Source organism: Pseudomonas sp. B8(2017), from assembly GCF_002113575.1.
Classification (GTDB): Bacteria; Pseudomonadota; Gammaproteobacteria; order Pseudomonadales; family Pseudomonadaceae; genus Aquipseudomonas; species Aquipseudomonas putida_Z.
This window is the reverse complement of sequence record NZ_NEIO01000011.1, coordinates 91,450-112,378: the sequence shown is the minus strand read 5'-3', so window position 1 is coordinate 112,378 and position 20,929 is coordinate 91,450. Positions and strand designations below refer to the sequence as shown.

At 59.8% G+C, this 20,929-nt stretch carries 19 protein-coding genes and 1 pseudogene; all 20 read right to left on the bottom strand.

Going from position 1 to position 20,929, the window contains the following annotated elements:
• Positions 1-94: 94 nt before the first annotated feature.
• The 20 genes and pseudogenes from CAG22_RS17025 to rpsA all read right to left on the bottom strand — a co-directional run bounded on the left by CAG22_RS17025 (position 95) and on the right by rpsA (position 20,868).
• Positions 95-2,092, bottom strand: coding sequence for a nucleoside-diphosphate sugar epimerase/dehydratase (locus CAG22_RS17025; protein ID WP_085590023.1), 1,998 nt, complete (start codon positions 2,090-2,092; stop codon positions 95-97).
• Between the two features lie 58 nt (positions 2,093-2,150).
• Positions 2,151-3,164 (bottom strand): glycosyltransferase family 4 protein, encoded by a 1,014-nt coding sequence (locus tag CAG22_RS17020; RefSeq protein WP_085617693.1) that lies wholly within the window; start codon positions 3,162-3,164, stop codon positions 2,151-2,153.
• Positions 3,161-4,150 (bottom strand): SDR family oxidoreductase, encoded by a 990-nt coding sequence (locus CAG22_RS17015; protein WP_085590018.1) that lies wholly within the window; start codon positions 4,148-4,150, stop codon positions 3,161-3,163. Before CAG22_RS17015 ends, CAG22_RS17020 begins: the two co-directional genes overlap by 4 nt.
• The gene (locus tag CAG22_RS17010) at positions 4,150-5,259 is read right to left on the bottom strand and encodes a DUF1972 domain-containing protein (RefSeq protein WP_085590016.1); all 1,110 of its coding nucleotides are present in this window, start codon (positions 5,257-5,259) and stop codon (positions 4,150-4,152) included. Before CAG22_RS17010 ends, CAG22_RS17015 begins: the two co-directional genes overlap by 1 nt.
• Positions 5,249-6,340 carry a glycosyltransferase family 4 protein gene (locus CAG22_RS17005; protein ID WP_085692412.1) on the bottom strand — a complete coding sequence of 364 codons (1,092 nt, stop codon included), beginning with the start codon at positions 6,338-6,340 and terminating at the stop codon, positions 5,249-5,251. Before CAG22_RS17005 ends, CAG22_RS17010 begins: the two co-directional genes overlap by 11 nt.
• Positions 6,337-7,044, bottom strand: a complete 708-nt coding sequence (locus CAG22_RS17000) for an acyltransferase (protein WP_046615532.1) — start codon at positions 7,042-7,044, stop codon at positions 6,337-6,339. Before CAG22_RS17000 ends, CAG22_RS17005 begins: the two co-directional genes overlap by 4 nt.
• Positions 7,041-7,889, bottom strand: coding sequence for a hypothetical protein (locus tag CAG22_RS16995; RefSeq protein WP_085590012.1), 849 nt, complete (start codon positions 7,887-7,889; stop codon positions 7,041-7,043). The genes CAG22_RS17000 and CAG22_RS16995 overlap by 4 nt, the downstream gene beginning before the upstream one ends.
• Positions 7,849-9,114, bottom strand: a complete 1,266-nt coding sequence (locus CAG22_RS16990) for a hypothetical protein (protein ID WP_170929315.1) — start codon at positions 9,112-9,114, stop codon at positions 7,849-7,851. Before CAG22_RS16990 ends, CAG22_RS16995 begins: the two co-directional genes overlap by 41 nt.
• A 2-nt stretch (positions 9,115-9,116) precedes the next feature.
• Positions 9,117-10,550 (bottom strand): hypothetical protein, encoded by a 1,434-nt coding sequence (locus CAG22_RS16985; protein ID WP_085590008.1) that lies wholly within the window; start codon positions 10,548-10,550, stop codon positions 9,117-9,119.
• Between the two features lie 6 nt (positions 10,551-10,556).
• A complete protein-coding gene (locus CAG22_RS16980) occupies positions 10,557-11,828 on the bottom strand; it encodes an O-antigen translocase (protein ID WP_085590006.1) in 1,272 nt (423 codons plus the stop codon).
• Between the two features lie 3 nt (positions 11,829-11,831).
• Positions 11,832-12,944, bottom strand: a complete 1,113-nt coding sequence (locus CAG22_RS16975) for a DegT/DnrJ/EryC1/StrS aminotransferase family protein (protein ID WP_085590004.1) — start codon at positions 12,942-12,944, stop codon at positions 11,832-11,834.
• Positions 12,937-13,404 carry an acyltransferase gene (locus tag CAG22_RS16970; protein WP_085590002.1) on the bottom strand — a complete coding sequence of 156 codons (468 nt, stop codon included), beginning with the start codon at positions 13,402-13,404 and terminating at the stop codon, positions 12,937-12,939. The genes CAG22_RS16975 and CAG22_RS16970 overlap by 8 nt, the downstream gene beginning before the upstream one ends.
• Entirely contained in the window at positions 13,397-13,783 is a 387-nt protein-coding gene (locus CAG22_RS28770) for an FdtA/QdtA family cupin domain-containing protein (protein ID WP_223998121.1), read from the bottom strand. Before CAG22_RS28770 ends, CAG22_RS16970 begins: the two co-directional genes overlap by 8 nt.
• A 27-nt stretch (positions 13,784-13,810) precedes the next feature.
• Positions 13,811-14,371 (bottom strand): annotated as a pseudogene (gene rfbC, locus CAG22_RS28765) (dTDP-4-dehydrorhamnose 3,5-epimerase); the annotation flags it as partial.
• Positions 14,372-14,450: 79 nt separating this feature from the next.
• Positions 14,451-15,512 (bottom strand): LPS O-antigen chain length determinant protein WzzB, encoded by a 1,062-nt coding sequence (locus tag CAG22_RS16960; RefSeq protein ID WP_085692410.1) that lies wholly within the window; start codon positions 15,510-15,512, stop codon positions 14,451-14,453.
• 234 nt (positions 15,513-15,746) lie between these two features.
• Positions 15,747-17,171 (bottom strand): MBL fold metallo-hydrolase RNA specificity domain-containing protein, encoded by a 1,425-nt coding sequence (locus tag CAG22_RS16955; RefSeq protein ID WP_085705832.1) that lies wholly within the window; start codon positions 17,169-17,171, stop codon positions 15,747-15,749.
• 102 nt (positions 17,172-17,273) lie between these two features.
• On the bottom strand, positions 17,274-17,537 hold the full coding sequence (locus CAG22_RS16950; protein ID WP_085617676.1) for a lipopolysaccharide assembly protein LapA domain-containing protein: 264 nt from the start codon (positions 17,535-17,537) through the stop codon (positions 17,274-17,276).
• A 19-nt stretch (positions 17,538-17,556) separates the two neighbouring features.
• The gene (ihfB, locus tag CAG22_RS16945) at positions 17,557-17,856 is read right to left on the bottom strand and encodes an integration host factor subunit beta (RefSeq protein ID WP_013971456.1); all 300 of its coding nucleotides are present in this window, start codon (positions 17,854-17,856) and stop codon (positions 17,557-17,559) included.
• Positions 17,857-18,046: 190 nt separating this feature from the next.
• Positions 18,047-19,105 carry an acyltransferase gene (locus tag CAG22_RS16940; RefSeq protein WP_170929314.1) on the bottom strand — a complete coding sequence of 353 codons (1,059 nt, stop codon included), beginning with the start codon at positions 19,103-19,105 and terminating at the stop codon, positions 18,047-18,049.
• 86 nt (positions 19,106-19,191) lie between these two features.
• Positions 19,192-20,868: a 30S ribosomal protein S1 gene (gene rpsA / locus CAG22_RS16935; RefSeq protein WP_003252673.1), complete on the bottom strand. Its 1,677-nt coding sequence runs from the start codon at positions 20,866-20,868 to the stop codon at positions 19,192-19,194.
• Positions 20,869-20,929: the final 61 nt, after the last annotated feature.

Below are 20,929 nucleotides of genomic sequence, written 5' to 3'. Positions count from 1 at the left end.
TTCTTCCCAATTCCCGCGTTCAAACTTCACAGCGTTTGAAGTTCATGTAGGCGTTCCTGTATCGGCACCGCCGTTCATTTTGTAAGTGCAGCGTTCAGGGCTCCATGCGCCGGCGCTGGTACAGCCAGTCCACAATGTCGCCGCCAGGCACGTAGCCGCTTACGGTGTCACGCAGCAGCTGTCGCACGGTGGCAAAGTCATCTTCCGCAGTCGCCGCGCGCAGGGCGTCAAGGCGCTGCTTCAGCACATCCCAGGGCAGGTAGTCCTCGTGTGCGCTCATGATCATGGGGTGGCGGGTGGCAATCACGTTGTCGCCGATCAGCAGCTCTTCGTACAACTTCTCGCCCGGGCGCAGGCCGGTGAAGTTGATGGCGATGTCGCCCAGCGGGTTGCGCTCGGAGCGGATGCTGAAGCCGGACAGGTGAATCATCTTTTCCGCCAGTTCCACGATCTTCACTGGTTCGCCCATGTCCAGCACGAACACATCGCCGCCCTGCCCCATGGAACCGGCCTGGATCACCAGCTGCGCGGCCTCGGGGATGGTCATGAAGTAGCGGGTGATTTTCGGGTGGGTCACGGTCAGCGGCCCACCGGCCTTGATCTGCTTGTGGAACAGCGGAATGACCGAGCCCGACGAGCCCAGCACGTTGCCGAAACGCACCATGGTGAAGCGGGTCTTGTTCACCTGTGAGACATTGCCGGTTTCGCCCATCAGTACCGGCGCCAGCTCACGGCTAAGGGCCTGCAGCACCATTTCGGCCAGGCGCTTGGTACTGCCCATCACGTTGGTGGGGCGCACGGCCTTGTCGGTGGAAATCAGCACGAAGTTGGCAACGCCGGCCTGCAGCGCCGCCTGGGCGGTGTACAGGGTGCCGAACACGTTGTTCGTCAGGCCTTCGGCAATGTTGTGCTCGACAATCGGCACATGCTTGTAGGCAGCGGCGTGGTACACGGTGTCCACCTGCCAGGCGCGCATCACGTCGAGCATCTTGGCCTGGTCGCGGACCGAGCCGAGGATGGGGATCAGTTGCACCGCCAGGCCTTCGCGAATGATGCGCTGCTCCAGTTCGCCGGCAATGGTGTACAGGTTGAATTCGCTGTGATCGAACAACAGCAGGGTGCGCGGTGTCTGCCCGAGGATCTGGCGGCACAGCTCGGAGCCGATAGAGCCGCCGGCACCGGTCACCATGACCGTCTGGTCGATGATGCAGTGCTGTAGCAGGTCGCCTTGCGCCGGTACCGCGTCGCGGCCCAGCAGGTCGGCAATGTCCACCTCCTGGATGTCGTCCACCTTGACCCGGCCGCTGGCCAGGTCCATGAAGCCGGGCACACTGCGCACGTGCAGCGGGTAGCCTTCCAGCAGGTTGAGGATTTCGCGGCGACGGCTGCGGCTGACCGAGGGCAGCGCCAGCAGGATTTCTTCGGCGCCGGTATCGTCGATCATGCGTTGCAGTTGTTCCGGCTGGTACACCTGCAGGCCGGCGATCACTCGGTCAGTGATGCTGGCATCGTCGTCGATAAACGCTACCGGGCGCATGGCCTTGCCCATGCGCAGCGCCGCCACCAGCTGGTTACCGGCCGAGCCGGCGCCGTAGATGGCCACCCGTGGCAGGCCGTCGTCGCGGTTGGCAAAGGGCACGTGCTGCACGGCAGTGGCAAACCAGTCGCCGAGGAAGTACTGGCGCATGGCCAGACGCAGGCCGCCGACCATGATCAGGCTCAGCCACCAGTAGTTGAAGGTGATCGAGCGCGGCACCACGTTCTGGTGGTTGCTGGCCCAGTAGATGATGAAACCGAGGATCAGCGCCGACAGGGTCACCGCCTTGATGATCGCGATCAGTGCGTCATTGCCGAAATAGCGCATCACCGCCCGGTAAAGACCAAAGCGGATGAACAACGGGATCGAGATGATCGGCGCCGTGATGAACAGCCAGGTGTGATCACGGACAGGGTTGGCCAGGTCATCGATGCCCAGGCGCACGACAAACGCCAGCCACAGCGCGAACCAGACCAGAATTACATCGGTCGCTACCTGGATCAGCCGTTTGTGGCGTCGAGGTAGTCCAAGCAGTCTTGAGCGCAGCTTATCCATAGAACCTCTGAGAGTGTTGCAAAGTGACATGTCTAGCGTCTTCTTTCTATCACTCTAGCTAGTGTTCGAGTTCACCGGCGCGCCAGCGCACGGCCAGAAACGCCAATGGCAGGTAGGCGATGATCACGCCCAACACGCCGTCCAGGCCCAGCAACAGCACACACAAGGCCACCGGCAGCAGCCAGAACAGGTTGAGCCCGGCCACAGCCAGGGTCACCGGCAGGTGCTTGCCATAGTGGCGCGAGGCGAACTGGTAGGCGTGGCTGCGGTGCGCTTCGTACACCTTGTCGCCGCGCAGCAGGCGGCGGATCAGGGTGAAGGTAGCGTCGACCACGAACACGCCCAACAGGATCAGCCAGCACCAGAACAGCTGCGGCGCAGCCCAGGCCGCCTGCAGCGACAGGCCTGCCAGCACGATACCAAGGAAGCCACTGCCAGCGTCACCCATGAAGATCCTGGCCGGCGGGAAGTTCCAGAACAGGAAGCCCAGCGTGGCCGCGGCCAGCAACAGTGGCAGCGCCATCAACTGTGGCACACCGGCCAGGGCCGAGAGCAGCACCATGCCCAGGCAGGCGGTCACCGCTTCGACGCTGGCGATGCCGTCGATACCATCCATGAAGTTATACAGGTTGAGCATCCACACGCTGTAGAACGCGGCCAGGATGTAGCCGAACCACTGCAGGTCCAGGGTAAAGCCGAACACTTGCAGCGGCGCCAGGCCACCCAGCCAGTACAGCATCCAGGCGGCCGCGGCGAAGTGGCCAAGCAGGCGCCAGCGGGCAGCGATGTGGCCGTGGTCGTCCATGAAGCCGATTACCGCGATCAGTGCCCCTGCCCCGCCGATGGCAACCAGTGCCGGCAGCGGCACAGCGCCCGCCAGGCCCAGCAGCGGCAGGCAGCCAAGAAAGCTCAGCACAATGGCCACACCGCCACCCCGTGGGGTTGGCACGGTGTGCGAACTGCGCGCGTTGGGCACGTCGATGATCTGCTTGTTCAGGGCGTAGCGCCGCAGCACTGCGGTCAAAAGCAGGGATGCCCCTGCGACCAGGGGGATAAGCCACCATGCCATCATTTGTCTTGCTCTTTCAGAAAGTTGAGTGCCGTGGCCCGCAGTGCCTGGTCGACATCCAGCGGAGGCTGCCAGCCCAGCAGTTCACGGGTTTTGCCAATGTCTACCTGCAGCGAACCGCACAGGCGTTGGGCCAGCCCGGCCTTGCCGGCCAAGGTGGCCGCGCCCTTCAACCAGGCGGCGGGCACGGGCAACAACCTGGCTGGCTTGCCCAGCGCCTTGCCCAACCGTTGCAGCAGTTCGGTGGTGGACAGGTCGTGGCCATCGCTAGCCAGAAAAGTCTGGTTGGCGGCGGCCGGGTGGTCGATGCAGGTCAGCAGCAGGTCCACCAGGTTGTCCAGCGCCACCAGGCTGCGTTTGTTGTGGATGGCGCCAAATGGCAGCGGCACACCTTTGCTCAGCCAGTTCATCATGCTGCGGAAGTTGGCTTTCACGCCTGGACCATACACCAGCACCGGGCGCACGATCACCACTTCCAGCCCGGTTTCAGCCGCCAATTGGCGCAGGCCGTCTTCGGCTTCGCGCTTGGAGATGCCGTACGGGTCCGAAGGCGCAGGGGTTTCATCGGCAGTGAACGGCTGGCGGCCGTTGGTGGTTTCGCCGTTCACCTTCACCGAGCTTACAAAAATGAAGCGCCGCACACCGGCCTGGGCGGCGGCTCGGGCCAGGCTCAGGGTACCTTCCACGTTTACCCGGCGGAACTCGGCCAGCGGATCGGCGGCGGTTTCCTGCATTACGTGCACGCGGGAGGCCAGGTGGATTACGGTGTCGACCTGCTCGAAATGCCCGGACGCAACATCCACCGCCGCCAGTTCGCTGAATGGCCGGTAGTCGACGCCCGCCAGCCGCTGGCCAGGCGCTTGCCGTACCAGCGCGCGCGGCGCCCAGCGTGTGTCTGCAGCAAGCCGCTGCAGCAACACCTTGCCGACAAAACCGCTACCGCCGGTGGCCAGGATACCTGGCCGTTGCCCGTTGCCTTGCTCGGCCATCAGCCTCTCCCCGCCCGGCCCAGCAGGCGGGTGAACACGCTACGGTACTGGTCTGCCACCACCGACCATCGGTAACGGCGGTTGGCAATTTCATGCAGGCGCGCCGAAAGCTGCGCACGGGCGCCTTCATCGGCAAACAGGGCTTGGGCGTGGTTGCGCAGCGAGGTGCTGTCGGCAAAGTACAGCGCCTGGTCTTCGGTGGTGGCGCGGTTGAACGACACATCGAAGGCCACCACCGGCAGGCCCAGCCACATGGCTTCGACAAGCGACGGGTTGGTGCCGCCGGCGCTGTGGCCATGCAGGTACACCGTGGCATTGCTGCGCAGCGGGCTCAGTTGCTCCACGTCGTAGATCGGGTCCAGCAGGTGAATGTTGCTTACCCCTTCGTATTGCTTGCGCAGTTGCACGCCGTATTCGCTGTGGTTCCAGTTGCCGATGATCGCCAGCGGCATGCCAGAGCCGGCGAAGGCTTCGAGAATGACATGGATGTTGTTCTCCGGCTCGATGCGGCACACCGTAAAGGCATAGGGCGCACCCAGGAAGGGGTAAGCCTGGCGGGCTTGCTCGCTTGGCTCGCCGGCCCGGGCCTGGTCGCCACCGTAGGCAATCAGTTCGCTGGGTTTGTTGTATTCGGCGGTCACGTATTCCTGCAACACCTTGTTGTCGGTGATGACCGCGTGGGCAAAACGCACGGCCACCGCTTCGGACAACTTCAGGAACCAGCGGGCGAAGTTGGACCACTTGGCGCGCTTCCATTCATAGCCGTCGATGTTCACCACGATCGGCTTGCGGGTCAGCAGGCGCATGAATGGCAGGGCAATGCAGCCGGAAACACCCAGAATCAGCATCAGGTCATGCTTGCGGTAGGCGTGCAGCATGCTCAGCACATCGTACGGAATGCTTTGCACGCCATTGGCCTTGAGGTTCAGGTAGACCAGGCGGGCACGCTCGAAAAACTTCGGGCGCTGGGGGTAATGGGGCGCACTGCAATATACGGTGAGTTCGCAGTCACCCGGCAGGTTGCGCACCAATTGCTCGGTCAGTGTTTCCCAACCACCGTATTGAGCGGGTAAACCGACCGTACCAATCACTGCAATCTTATAGGTCATCAAACACCATCACGATTTTTTTCTGGAAGTTGGCAGTGGAAAACTCACTCGCTTTCCTGCGTGCGCACTCGGACAGTGCCTGGCACACCTGTGGGTCCTGCGACAGGCGCGCAACGGTGCGCACCAGTTGTTCATGGTTTTTCGAATCGATCTGGTAGCCCTCAACCCCGTCACTGACCAGTTCGACCGGGCCGCCTACCGGGGGCACTATGGTCGGGATGCCGAAAGCCATCGCCTCGAGAATGGTCAGGCCAAAGGTTTCAACCCAGCCGTCCACATGGGACAGGTTCAGCACCAGGCTGGCATTGCGGTAGAACTTCGCCACCTCGGCACTGGCCGGGCTGAGCATGAGGTTTTGCGGCAGAACCTTGCCGGCAAAGTAGGCGTCCACTTCCTGCGGGCTGGCATTGAGCACCAGGGTGAACTTCAGCACAGGGTTCGCGGACAGTGCGGTGGCCAGGGCGACAAATTCGTCCACCCCTTTGTAGCCCTTCAACGACGCCAGCATCAGCACGTTGAAGCTGCCGTCGTGCAAGTGCTGGTACGGCGTGGCCATTGCCTGCTGCTGGAAGCCCTCGGCCAGCCCGTTGTACACGGTCACCGCTGGCACGCCGGCCACGCCCTCTTGTACCTGAAGGTACTTCGACACGTAGACCACCTTGCTGGCACAGCCGGCAATCACTCGGCGCAGGAACGCCTTGAGCAGCGCAGGCCGGATGGAGGTTTCGTGCACGTGGTAGACCACCTTGGCACCGCGCAAACGGGCGGCCAGGGCGGCACCAAAGGGCAGCATGGTGTTAACCAGCACGATCGACCCCGGCCGCACCTGGCGCAACAGGCTGAAGAACAGCGCCACCTGCGAGCCGGCATACGCCAGCAAGGTCAGCCAGCGGTTGTCGAAGCGCTTGTAGGCAAACCTGCAGGTGCGTACCTGCAGCTCGTCGAGCACACCGTGGCCGCTGCTGCCCACATGCAGGGTGCAGTCGGCGCCGTGTCGCTGTAGCGCGGTGATGGTCTGGTTCAACACCCGGGGGCTGCCGCTGTAGTCATTCAGCAGATGGACAAAGTGCAACGTTTTCATGCCACCCCTTCTTCCGCTACGCGCGCCTTGATGAACTTGGCCGGCACACCGCCATAAATCGAATTCTTGCGGTACACGCCCGCGGCCACCACCGCCCCTGCGGCGAACACGCAGCCGTCTTCGATCACCGCGCCATCGAGTACGGTCACCTTGGCGCCGATCCAGCAGTTGCGGCCCACCTTGATGCCCTGGCGGGTCACGCCCTGCAGGCGGATGGGTTGCAGCGGGTCTTCGAAGTTGTGGTTTTCCGAATGGAAGCTGACGAAGTTGCCGATGATGGTGTCGCTGCCAATCTCGATGCCGCCGGCGCAGCCCAGGAAGCAGCCGGCACCCAGGCCGACGTTGTCGCCGATCACCAGGCCCTTGCCGATGTTGGCCAGGCTGCCGGTGCACTCGATGATGATGTGCTTGTTCAGCGACACGGCGGTGCCGAAGCGGATGCCGTCATTGGACAAGGCATCGACGAAGCAGCCCTGGTCGATGACCAGCCCCGGGCCGTACTCGATCTTGCCCACTTCCTTCAGGGTTACCCCCGAGCCGATGAACGCCAGGCGCCGCCGGCGCAGGCGGATCACGCCGCGGCAGGCCATCAGCAGCTTGGTCACGAACAGCCCCAGCAGATAGCCCGACGAGATGCGCCGGTCGACAACCAATGGGCGCTTTTTAACCAGCAGCACCAGCTTTTCGAGCAAGGCATGCATCATTTCACGGCCCTCACCTGGGTAAACAAGGCCTTGACGAAGGCCGGGCGGCGGTAGGCCACCGCTTTGCGAATGGCTGCATAGACCAGGTACAGGTCAAGCAGGCCTCGCTCCAGCAGGCCGTGGGAATGGAAGCTGATACGCAGCCCGTGGATCATTTCCTCGAAGCGGAACAAGGCACGCTCGGGGGTATCGGCACTGTGCTCGGACAGGTCGTGGGCAATCTCCACATCCAGCACGCAGGCCTTGGGGAAATAACCCTCGTAGCGGATGAAAAAGTCGGTATCGGTGGCATAGAAGCGCAACCGCTCGTCATAGAAAGGCGTCATGCGCTGGAAGCACTCGCGAGTGAAGATCAGGCCACTGTTGATGCCCAGCAGGTTTTTCGAGTCCACCAGCCCCGCGGCCACGTTGGGGGTAAGGCGGCCCATGAACAGCCAGCGCTTGCCGGGGCTGACCAGTTGCCCATGGCTGACCAGCCGGGGCATGAACACGCCCACCTGCTCGCCGCCTGGCGCACGGCGTACCTGGCCGATCTGCGCCAGGCAGCTGGACAGGCGGATGTTCGAGTAGTTGGTGTCGTCGTCCGAGATCATGAACAGGTCGACCCCGGCGGCAAACGCCTGTTCGGCCACCTGGTTGTAGACCACCGACAACCGCTGGTTGTCCGCCTCGTACCAGCGTACGCCCGGGCACGGCTGTGCCACGCCGGGGGAGTTGTTCCAGACGTACAGCTGCAGGTCGATACCCTCGTCACGCAGTAACGCCTGCTGCGCGAGCAACGACTGCAGGGCAATCGAGTCCTGGCTAGCTTTCCGATACAGAACGATCAGGACTGCCAGGCTCAACTTTTGTTCTTCTGTTTTCACCAATGATCACCATCACCACGATCGCGAAAATGTAGAGGACAACACTGTTCGTATAGGACTGGAAAAAGAACGAGCTCAGGAAGAACGGATAGCTGGCAATCACGAAGTTGCCCAGGCCGTTTTTCCAGGAGCTGCCGTGAGGCCTGTCCCGGACGATGATCGTCACCAGCTTGTGATACCAAAGGATCAACCCGGCCATGATCAGCAGGCCGACCAGACCGCAGGTGGCCAGCAGGTTGAGCCAGAACGAATCGAACCAGTGCGGCTGGCCCGGGCCTACCGCGCCAAAGCCATAGCCCATGGGGTGCGCGCCAAGCACCTCAAACATGTGTAGCCACTGCCGCTCACGGTCCAGTGCCGACAAGTCCTCGGTGTAGCCCATCGACAGGTAGGCGAAAATCGCCACGGTCAGGCCCACGAACTGCAGGTAGCCCAGCAGGGAGATCAGCCAGGCCGTACGCAGTACCCGGGCCGCCACCAGCATCGAGCAGATGCACACCAGGCCGATCATGGCCGTACGCACCGAACCGATCACAATCAGCCCGCACAGCAGCAGGAAGGCAACACTCAGCAGCAGGCGCCGGGTCAAAGACCAGTTGCGCCCGCTGAGCAACACGGCCAGGGTCATGGCTGCGGTATTGAGGATTACCGCAGAAAACTCCAGCGTGCCGGTAAAGAAGCCGGAAACCCGCGGCAGCCCGTCACGCATCGAGTTGTAGGGTTGCAGCTCATAGCCTTTGGCGGTAAGCAGCGGCCAGTACCAGAACTGCTCGGCCGAGACGATGGTCAGGTACTGGTAAAACGCATACGCGCCGGTAAGTACGCTCATCGCCAGCACCGACCAGTACACATGGCGCAGCTTCTTCTCGGTCGACACCGCGTGGGCCCAGATGGCCACCGCCATGCCGACGAACACCGGCACGGCCAGTGCGCGGAACATGCGCACCGACGACGCGCTAAGGTCGCCGAACAGCAGATACAGGAAGACGAAGAACAGCACGACCAGCAACCACCGCCCGACTTCGAGGTTGACCATGCCACGTGCCGTGACACTGGCCAGCACCCGCAGCAGCAGCCACATGATCATCAGCAGGCTGATCATTTCTCGCCAACCGGCAAACACACTGCCCAGCCCCAGCGTCAACACGACGAAGTCGCTGAAGAACAGCAGGCAGAACAGCACGCCGATAAATATCCTGATCACACTCACCCTCGCGCTCTGGTCAGCCTGGCCAGCCGGAACAGCACGACCTTGATCAAGAGTTTGATTCTCGGCACCCAGGCGTAGGCAAACAGGGTTCGCAACGCCAGGTTCGTGTCTATGCGGCACAGGGCGTCGAAGACATCCGCAGGGATCATGCTAGTGACCTTACCTGTCGGTTTCATGAAATCGAGGTTGCCCGTCCACGGCAACATGGCTGCCAGTTCGTTCTCGCTGAATTCGCCCCGCTCGATGCAAGCCAGGTAACGCGCTTTCACCGACTCCAGCGAGTTGACCCGCTGCACCGCTTCCACCACCGAGGCACTGGGCCGGGGTTGTTCGATGCTGTCCAGCAGCTGGTCGATGCTGGCCACCTTCAGGCCGTCTGCCGGGGAATAGCCCTGAATCGGCGCCACCAACCCCACGCAACGCCGGCCCTTGAGCAATTGCTCGGCGAACGCCGTGCCACCGGGTATAGGGTAGCTGTCCAGGTAGAAGTCGGCTTTTTCCGCAAAGGCCAGGTAGTCCTTGTACGGCAGGTGGCGGCGGATGAAGAAGCGCTTGGGGTAGCGCAGCTTCACTGTCCACCACCAGGTGTTGGTCAGGGGGTTGGCACCGATGATCCAGCACTCGGCATTGGGGAAGCGCTGAAGAATCGCCGTGATCGACGGACGCATGTCCAGGCCGCCGTGGGGCTTGTACTTGGCCGCCGAGGCAGCGCTGAACACCTTGATCCGCTCATGGGTTGGCACGGCATCCGGCACTCTGGCGCCGCTGGTCTCGATCGGGATCGCCAGGAAGCTCTTCTGGCAGGATAGGTGCTTTTTCTTGTCCAGATGGTGCCCGTAGGCGCTGATCTCGAAATACACGTCGGCCACCGACGCGCCAAAGCTGAACACGTGGTCGGCATGGTTGACGAAATACACTGTCAGCGCGGCGCCACGTTGTTGCTTCAGCAGGCCGCAGGCGACGGTGGTGATGATGTCGTCCGGGTGAATGTGCAACACCACCTTGTCGTACTGGGCCAGGATGTCGACGATGGACTGCAGGCGGGCGCACGGGTCATCGCCGCGCGCCACCTCGATATGGGCGAAATAGCCTGCCAGGCGTTCGAGCACCTGGGGCTTGGCGCTGCGCGCGACCAGCAGGTCCACAGGCCCCTCGTGCATGTGCGCCAGGCGCTCCATCAGCCGGGTGTGCCCGCCTTGCATATAGGGTTCGCTGACCACATGCAGGCAGCCGCGCGATACGCTGCTGACAGCCGGCAGCGTGACCTGGCTGGCGCATCGGGCCACCAGGTGGCGCTCCAGCGCGGTGGCATCATAAATACCCAGGTCCACCGCCCAGAGCAGTGCCCCATAGACCTGCGCCTGCACCAATGCCTGGGCAGGTTCAGCGCCAAGGATGCGCCCATGTAACTGTTCGATGACGTCCTTCATCTCTACTCAGCTCCGCGCCGTATCGCCAACAATAATGTGCAAACGACGGAATACCGAGAAATACATCACGACTCCGTACAACAGGTAGTTTGCCGCGTATGCAAGGGTAACTTTTTCATACCCCCACAACTGGGTGAAATAGACCGTCAGAGCATAAAGCGAAAGCGTCGAGAGGACTTCGGTAATCAGATACAACCGGGTGAGTGCCTTGCCGAGCATCAGGTAGGCCATCAACCAACTGATGACCTTCAAGCTGTCCCCTACCATCTGCCATGCGAACAGCTCACGCATGGGCAGGAATGACGCCGAGAAAAGGACATGGATGATGAAGTCCCTGAGCAGGTAGATAACCAGGCCGGCAGCAATGGTCAGGGGCAGGATGAGCTTGTATCCCTGAATGATTTCCCGACGAAGTTCACCTGCATCTGAAAGCTCCGAGAGCCTCGGCAGGTAATAGACCGCAAGCGTCGTGGTGATCAACATGAGATAGGCCGTGCTCAACCGCCACATGGCCTCCCAGTAACCAGCGTGATCCCAGCCGAACTCCGCCCCCAGGTAATCCCGGATGAACACATGGCAAACGGGCAGAGAACATGCTGTCACAACGGCCATGAGGGCAAACTTTGCCAGCCGGGACAAGGACTGCTTGTCCAGCGCCCCGATGAAATCTGAGAGGCGGAACCATGATGTGCGCATGCAGATGACCAAGGTGGCCACGAAGCTCAACGACTGGTACACAGCCAGCGAAACCAGCGCACCGTACAACCCCAGCCTGATGGTCAGGGCACAGGTCACCACCAGCGATATCAGGCTGCCAGAAATATTGGCAAGCACGTAGCGCTGAACGTCTTTCTTGCCGTTCAGAATGCCCAGCAGCAAAGAGTTGAAGGCAAAAAATACCAAGGTAGCGGCAAACCACACCAGCACTGGGGCGAGTTTTTCGTCGTTGAAAAACCAACCTGCCAATGGTGCCCGCATGGCCACGATCAGCACTGCCAATACACACGAAACCAGCAGTGACAGCGTCCCGGCAGTTCGCCAGATCCTGTGTTGTTCGTCCGGCCGATCAGCAAACTCCGCCGTGTACTTGGTTACCCCTGTGCTGACAGCGCCGCTGGCCAGTGTCGTGAACATGGTAACGGCATTCTGCAATTGCCCGATCGCCGCGTAACCCGCTGGCCCTACATAAAGGGCCAGCACCTTGTTGAGCCCCAGCAATGTCGCCATCTTTACAAAAACAGCAATAGCATTCAGCAGACTGGTCTTGATCAACGTCATGTATTATTGCCCGGACACAGTAAAACTGTTGCAGGCATCGATGACCGTCTGAATATCCGCGTCGCTCATGGTGGGGTCGACAGGCAGGCTGAGCACTTCATCATGAATTTTTTCAGTCAGCGGCAGGCTCAAACCGTTGTACTGACTGTAAGCCTGCTGCCTGTGAGGCGGGATTGGGTAGTGAACCAGCGTCTGTATCCCTTGCTCGCGAAGATGTTGCTGCAAATCGTTTCTGTGCGGCGTGCGTACTACATACAGATGCCAGACATGCTCCTCGACAACTTTATTTTGCGGCTGGACGATTTGAGCATTTTGAATGCCCGCGCGGTAGCACTTGGTGATGTGCCGGCGCCGGCTGATTTCTTCACCCAGATACTTGAGCTTCACGTCCAGCATAGCCGCCTGGATCTCGTCCAAACGACTGTTCACTCCGACGTACAAGTTCTTGTACTTCTCATGGGAGCCGTAGTTTCTGAGGGCGCGCAGCACTTCCGCCAACTCGGCATCCGAGGTGGTTATCGCCCCGGCATCGCCGAGCGCACCCAGATTCTTGCCCGGATAGAAGCTGAAGCCCGAGGCATTCCCCCAGCTCCCCGCCCGCTTGCCATCGATTGAGGCACCGTGAGCCTGGGCCGAGTCTTCGAGTACCAGCAAACCGTATTCGGCGGCAATCTCGGTGATCGCCTTCATGTCTGCAATTTGCCCATACAGGTGTACCGGCAGGATGACGCGCGTCTTGTCGGTAATAGCCTGGCGTATGAGGGAGGTATCAATATTGAAGGTTGCGGGGTCAGGTTCGACGAGCACAGGCTCAAGCCCACTGGCGGTGATTGCCAGGATGCTCGCAATGTAGGTATTGGCCGGGACGATGACTTCATCACCCTGCTTCACCCGCCCCAGCTGTTTCCAGGCGGTCAAGGTCAACGTCAGCGCATCGAGACCGTTTGCCACGCCAATGCAATGAGCGGTACCGCAATAAGCGGCAAAGTTGCTTTCAAAGCGGGCCAGAGCGCTACCGCCGATGTACCAGCCGGAATCGATGACATCGGCACACGCTTGCAACAATTCTTCGCGGTACTGTTTATTGACGGCCTTGAGATTCAGGAAATCAACCATGCTCTAGCTCCCTTGTTATTTTTGCCGGATTACCCACTACCACGCAGTAATCAGGTACATCCTTTGTCACGACGGCACCGGCACCTACCATGGCGTGTCGACCAATCGTGACGCCCGGGAGCAATGTTGCGTTGGCACCGATGCTGCAGCCTTCCTTCAGCACCGTGACTTCGTAAGCCTCGGGGTAACACTTGGAGCGCGGTACTCTGTCGTTGGTGAATGTAGCATTGGGGCCAATGAAGACATTGTCCTCGATCACGAGCCCCTCCCACAGAAACACACCACTTTTCACGGTGACGTTGTCCCCGACTACAACCCCTCCTTCGATCAGGGTGTGGGCGCATATGTTGCAGTTGCTGCCAATTCGCGCACCTTTGAGGATGACCGCGTATTGCCAGACTCTGGTTTTTTCACCGATGGCATCGGTTTGTACATCGGCCAAGGCATGAATGCTAGGCATGGGCGATCAGCCTCTTGAAGTCATCGTAACTGCGAATGTAATCACGCTCGTCGTAGGTTTCACTGGCGATGACCATGAGTACGCAGTCTTCACTGAAATCATGCATTTCACGCCAGACCATATTCTTGATCAGCAAGGCTTTCTGTGGCGCGTCAAGCATATGGTCGACTCGGCCGGTACCGTCATCCAGGGTCATGCGGCAACTGCCGGCCAGGCAGATTATCAGTTGCTGGAGATCCCGGTGGGCATGGAAGCCGCGGCTGACGCCGGCCTTGGTACCGAAGATGTAGTAGACGCGACGGATGGCAAACGGGATATTCAACGCCTTTTCAATACTGATCAGGCTCCCGCGATCATCACCAATAATCGGTAGTACCAAGTCTTCCGCCTGCCCTTTCAGGATCAGCGGTGGCAAGTCAGCCTCGGCAAGGGTTGGCGCAATCGCATCCTTGTCACTGATCAGCAGCCCCTCCAGCTGTGGCCATTCGATGGCAAGGTCCGGGTCATTCCAGGCAATGCTGCGTTCATGCTCTTTGGAGTAGACATTGGTCGTGCGGTACTGGAACACCGTATCTTCTTCCAGCGCGATAAAACCATGGGCGAAGCCTTCAGGCACCCACATCATCTTGCGGTTGGCCGCCGACAGCTCCATGCCTACCCACTGCCCGAAGGTAGGGGAGCCTTTTCGAATATCCACTGCCACGTCGAACACTGCGCCCTTGACCACGCTTACCAACTTGCCTTGGGCAAATGGATAAAGCTGATAGTGCAAGCCGCGCATGACGCCCTTTTTGGATAAAGAGCAATTTTCCTGAACAAAAGAAGGCGGAAGGGTAATACCTTGCGCACTGAGCAAGGCATGAAACTTAGGCTCGCTATAAGACTCATAGAACCAGCCCCTGTCGTCCTCGAAAACGGTAGGTTCAAAAACGACTACGTCCGAGATATTTGTTTCTATGAGCTTCACGCAACCAGCCTCTTGTTGAAATTTATTACTATCAGTTCGACTCTTCCCGCAGCATACAGGCTCGGGGGTGCGGGGTAGCTCAAACGCGTCCCAGACGACGCTCTCTTTCAGTAGATACCAGGTGGGTAAATGCGGCCAGGAGCACACCCAGTACCAGCCCTGCGAACACACCCCCTACGACAATAAGCAATTTGCGCAGCCGGACCGGGGTATCAGGCACCTCGATGGCACCATCCTGCTGAAACACCTCGATCACGGCCGGGTTCAGCTGCAGATTGCGGTAAAAGTCGAGTTTCTCCTGGATCTCCCGCAAACCGGCGACGAATGGGTCATCGGACTCCCGCGTGCGAAGGTTTGCAAGCTCTGCCTCAAGGGCCTGGCTACCGCGCATGTAGGTCAGTGCGCCCTGCATGCCGCCAGACACCTCAGTATCCATGCCACTGGCAATGATGGGTGGCTTGCTCAGGTTCACTGCCTTGGCAACTTTCAGCGCCTCTTCAAGGCGGGCGATTTGATCTTCCCGCTGCTTGTGCGCCGCATCTCGCGCGCTGCGGATCTGTTGCTCCAGGTTCTTGACCACCACCTTCACTTCAGTATCGGCATCTTCAACCAGCGTCTTTTTAGCAAGGTCGCTGGCCATTTCCGAAAAACGCGTTACCCACTTCACACTCATCTTGGGGTCGTCGCTTAACGCCCTGATCAAAAAGCGCTCGGCACTATCTCCCGCCACAGCCCCCACAGTCAATACCTTGCCAAACTGGTCATAAAGTGCATCTTGAGAGCCTTGGCGGGCGACCTCTGGCAAATTAGGCAAATAGACCGCGCGAAAAAACTGGCGCCGCAGTGACTCGGATTGCAGGGAACGCAGGTAAATCTGATAAACATCTTTGGGTGTAAACGCTTTGAGGCCGCTGGCTTCAGTGCGGCCATAGTTCAACTGGGCAATATCATTCTTGGTAGGTGGCAATATAAAAGACTTGGCCTCATACATCGGCGTCTTTAGCCAAACATAAACAAGAGTAGCTGCAGTAACTAAAACAACGCACGAAAGGATGAGCAGTTTACGACTCCACAAGACATGCCAGAGTTCGAGAACATCAACTTCGTCATTTTCGACTCCGGGACTACGTTCATTTCGCATTTGTTCTCGTTTTCCTTAGATCCGGCCATTTGCATGATTCCTCTGCCAGCCAGGCTTAGCCTTGGCTGCAGCTGACCTGACGAAAGACCAGCTGAAGCTAAGCGTAGCGGCATTTTGCTCATCCACCGCAGACCGCTCGAAACGACCTACAGCTTTAGCACTTATCCGATCTAAGAGAAAGATACCGTCAACAAAGTTCCACCGCCGTTCCACGAGCCGACGGCCTGCGGCTCGCTACTGGGCAACCATGACGTCGACCTCCCTACCGCCGCGCTTGCTTAATGCTTCGGCCAAAGCTGATTTCGCCCGAGCTTCTCCATGTACCAGCACAACCTTCCTTGCGGCTTTCGCACCATCCAGCGCGAAGCTCACCAACCCCTGCTGATCCGCATGACCAGAGTAGCCCGGCAAGGTTACGACTTTTGCGCGCACCTCATACATCCGCCCATCCAGATCAATCTGCACAAACCCTTCCGCCCCTTCACTCGCCTGTATCACCGCGCCCGGCGTGCCCTTGGCCTGGTAACCGACAAACATTACCTCGTGCCGCGGATCCCCGAGCATGGCCTTGAGGTAATTGACGATGCGCCCACCCGAACACATGCCATTGCCGGCAATCACGATCGCCGGGCGCCCGGTGCTCTTCAGGTAATTGACCACCTGCTGGTGGCGGGCATGGGTGTCCACGCTGATCAACTGGCTGAAGCCAAGCGGGTCGCGCCCTTCGGCCAGGCGCGCCCTGGCTTCGGCATCCCAGTAGTCGTGCAACTCCCGGTACACACCGGTAATGCGCTGGGCCAGTGGTGAGTCAAGGATGATGGGCAGCTGTGACCAGTCGAGCGGGTCGCCCTCGGAGGCCGGGCCGGCCTTGTTCAGCAAGGCCTTGCGATGAAGAATGCCTTCGAGCTCATACAGCAGCTCCTGGGTGCGGCCGAGACTGAAGGCCGGAATGAGCAGCGTGCCCTGGTCGGCAAGGGCGCGGTCGATGGCCGCTTCCAGCCGCTGCTGCCGGTCGCCTGCAGGCGGGTGCAGGCGGTCGCCGTAGGTGCTTTCCAGTACCAGCACATCGGCCCGTTCCGGGGGCAGCACAGGGCGCAGCAAAGGGTTGCCACCGGCGCCAAGGTCACCGGAGAACACATATCGGGTATTGGCTTGTTCACGCTGCACATCGCATTCGACATAGGCCGAACCCAGCAGATGACCAGCGCGCTGCAGGCGAATGCGGCAACCGAGGCCGGGGCGCTCGACCAGGGTGTGCCACTGCTCGAAAGGCACGGGCTCGATAAGGTCGCGGATGAACTCCAGATACCTCGCCACTTGGGCGGGCTCACTGCTGATACTCAGTTTGTAGGCATCTTCCAGCACCAGAGGCAGCAGCCGGGCGGACGGCTCGCTGCACAGGATCGGGCCACGGTAGCCGGCAGCCAGCAATGCCGGAATGCGACCTACATGGTCGAGATGCACATGGGTGATGACCAGAGCCTGAATACCCTGCACGTCGAAGCCCAACGGTGCCGATGCTGCGCCTGGCGCGGCCTCGGCGCCCTGCTCCAGGCCGCAGTCGATCAGCAGGCTGGTGGACGGGGCGAGGTGCAGTTGATGGCAGGAGCCGGTGACGCCACGGGCACCACCGTGATGGGAAAGGACAGGATATTCCATGTTGCGCACACTCGCCTGGGCCGAAAATGAAGTGCGTTATTACTCCATGACGGCCGGTACAGGCATAGGTGAGACTTTCCCAAACAGTTGTAGGAAATATCCTTAGTTACCGTTCAGTGCTGCCTGGCGGGCAGAAGCCCTGATCTTGCGCTTGCTGCGCTGCACGCCGTAGGCACCCAGCAGCGGCCCGACTGCCAGGCCAATGACCAGGGCGGCCAGGACCAGCACGGCGACTGGCACGGCCGGGGCTGCCCAACCGAACAGGACCAACGAGACGGTTTGCTGGTTCTCCAGCACGAAGAACAGCACCACAGCCGCCAACAGCAGCACGAACACCGCCGCCAGGGCGCGCTTGAGGTTACGCATCAGATTGCTCCTTGTGGAATCAGGTATGGGCCTCATGTTCTTCTTCATTGACCCGATCGCGCAACTCCTTGCCAGGCTTGAAGTGCGGCACGAACTTGCCTTCGAGGCTGACCGACTGGCCGGTCTTCGGGTTACGGCCTACGCGAGGGGCGCGATAGTGCAGCGAGAAGCTGCCAAAACCGCGGATCTCGATGCGATCGCCAGTGGCAAGGCATTGTGACATCTGCTCAAGCATGGTCTTGATGGCCAGCTCCACGTCCTTGGACGAGAGCAGCCCCTGATGGGTGACAATACGTTCGATCAGCTCCGACTTCGTCATATTTTTCCCTTCGTTATCAAGCAGCTAGATCATTGCTTAACCAGTTTGTAGCACGCTGGGAGGGATTTGAACAGGGTGGTTCTTGACTTAATAAAAAAATTCAAGATTGAAGTTTTACAGGGATGGTCTAGCCGGCGGCACCCGAGCGCGCCCGCCACAGATGCAGCGGGCACACCGACACCCTGAACACCTATGCCAATTGTTCCCGGGAGACCGCTTGGGAAAAGCGCTTTCGCATCGCCAAGGCAGGCTTCTCTACCAGCTCCCACGAAACATAGCCCGCAAACCACGACGCCGGCACCGCAGCCAACATCAACCAGTAGGGACCGGCCCATGGCATGGCCCCCGCCAACACTTGCTGGATCGGAAATGCATACAGGTAGATACCGTACGAGTAATCCTGCACCAACGAAGGCAGCTTCACCTGCGGGCAGTAAGCAAAGTACAAGGTGCCGTAAAGCGTCAGGATGGCGCAGGTAAACACCTCGAAGCGCCCACCCTTGCTCAGCAAGAACAATCCGGCGCAGGCAAGCAGCAGCCACCACCCATGCGGGATCACCGCCCGGCACGAATAGAACGCCGAACCCGCCAGGAAACACACCACCAACTTGAATGGGTACTCCCCATAAGCCGGATGCAGGGTATGCAGCCCCAGCGCAATCACCAGCGCCGCCAGCGTCAGCCCTGCCATCGGCCATCGACAAACCCTGGCCACCAGCACCAATACCCCCAGCACCAGGTACATGCGCATTTCCAGCGGAATGGTCCACAAACTGCCATTGACCGAAACCCCATGAAACCTCGGAGTAAAACTCACGCCTGGCAGCACGAACTGGGCATCCTTGAATATCAACAGCGGGCTGTAGACGTACTTGTAAACCTGGCCTTTCGAGAAATACTCGGCAAGCGGCAACGAGGTAACCACTGGCCCCAGCACAAAGGCCATGAGCAGCAGACACACCAGCAAACCAGGCAAGATCCTCAGTGCGCGCGCCAGGTAGAAATCCCGGGCACCATTGCGCTCACCACTGGCAGTGATCAAGAACCCGCTGACCATGAAGAACACTTCAACGCCCAGGCTGTGAACCGGCACCGGCATACCCAGCAGCAACGCCGGGTCGGCACAACTCAGGCACTCCAGGTAGGACAACGCAAAGGAATGCCCAACCACCACAGCGGTTGCCGCCAGCAACCTGATGATCAGGAAATTGTTATCACGCCCGCGACCTTTCATGACGTCGCCAAACATCAACATCATCCACCCCCGACATGGACCATTTCCGACATAAAAAAAGGGCGACCCGAGGGTCGCCCTTTTTACCGATCAAACAGAACTCAGTTCTGCTTGGCCATTGCTTCGCGCAGCAGCGCAGCCATGGTGGTGTCGGCAGCCGCTTCCGGAGCGTTTTTCAGGCTCTGGATGGCTTCGCGCTCTTCAGCATCGTCCTTCGACTTGATGGACAGGCTGATAACGCGGGACTTGCGGTCAACGCTGATGATCTTGGCTTCGATCTCTTCGCCTTCCTTCAGGACGTTACGCGCGTCTTCAACGCGGTCACGGCTGATTTCGGAAGCTTTCAGAGTAGCTTCGATGTCGTCGGCCAGAGTGACGATGGCGCCTTTGGCGTCAACTTCTTTCACGATGCCCTTGACGATAGCGCCCTTGTCATTGACAGCAACGAAGTTGGAGAACGGATCGTCTTCCAGCTGCTTGATGCCCAGGGAGATGCGCTCGCGCTCTGGGTCGACCGACAGGATGACGGTTTCCAGCTCGTCGCCCTTCTTGAAACGACGCACGGCTTCTTCGCCGGTTTCGTTCCAGGAGATGTCGGACAGGTGAACCAGACCGTCGATGCCGCCGTCCAGGCCGATGAAGATACCGAAGTCGGTGATCGACTTGATGGTACCGGTGATCTTGTCACCCTTGTTGAACTGGCCGGAGAAGTCTTCCCATGGGTTGGACTTGCACTGCTTGATGCCCAGGGAGATACGACGACGCTCTTCGTCGATGTCCAGAACCATGACTTCCACTTCGTCGCCAACCTGAACGACTTTCGACGGGTGGATGTTCTTGTTGGTCCAGTCCATTTCGGAAACGTGTACCAGACCTTCAACGCCTTCTTCCAGCTCAGCGAAGCAGCCGTAGTCGGTCAGGTTGGTAACGCGAGCCTGTACGCGAGTACCTTCTGGGTAACGGGCAGTGATAGCTACCCACGGATCTTCGCCCATCTGCTTCAGACCCAGCGAAACGCGGTTGCGCTCACGGTCGAACTTCAGAACGCGTACGTCGACTTCGTCGCCAACGTTAACGATTTCCGATGGGTGCTTGATGCGCTTCCAAGCCATGTCGGTGATGTGCAGCAGGCCGTCGATACCGCCCAGGTCCACGAAGGCGCCGTAGTCGGTGAGGTTCTTGACGATACCCTTGACCTGTTGGCCTTCCTGCAGGGTTTCCAGCAGGGCTTCGCGCTCGGCGCTGTTCTCGGCTTCCAGCACGCTGCGACGGGAAACGACAACGTTGTTGCGCTTCTGGTCCAGCTTGATGACCTTGAATTCCAGCTCTTTGCCTTCCAGGTGGGTGGTGTCGCGCACAGGGCGGACATCAACCAGGGAGCCCGGCAGGAACGCACGGATGCCGTTAACGTCGACAGTGAAGCCGCCCTTAACCTTACCGTTGATAACGCCCTTGACCACTTCTTCGGCGGCGAAAGCTGCTTCCAGAACAATCCAGCACTCGGCGCGCTTGGCTTTTTCACGGGACAGTTTGGTTTCGCCAAAGCCGTCTTCGACCGCGTCCAGCGCAACGTGAACTTCGTCACCGACCTTGATGGTCAGCTCGCCAGCTTCGTTGTAGAACTGCTCGAGCGGGATGACGCCCTCGGACTTCAGGCCAGCGTGTACGGTAACCCAGTCGCCGTCGATGTCGACAACGATACCGGTGATGATGGCACCCGGCTGAAGATTGAGGGTTTTCAGGCTTTCTTCAAAGAGTTCTGCAAAGCTTTCGCTCATTTTAATTCCTGTAGATTCGGGCGAAACAGACGCCCATAGCCACATTCCAGACAATGTGGGT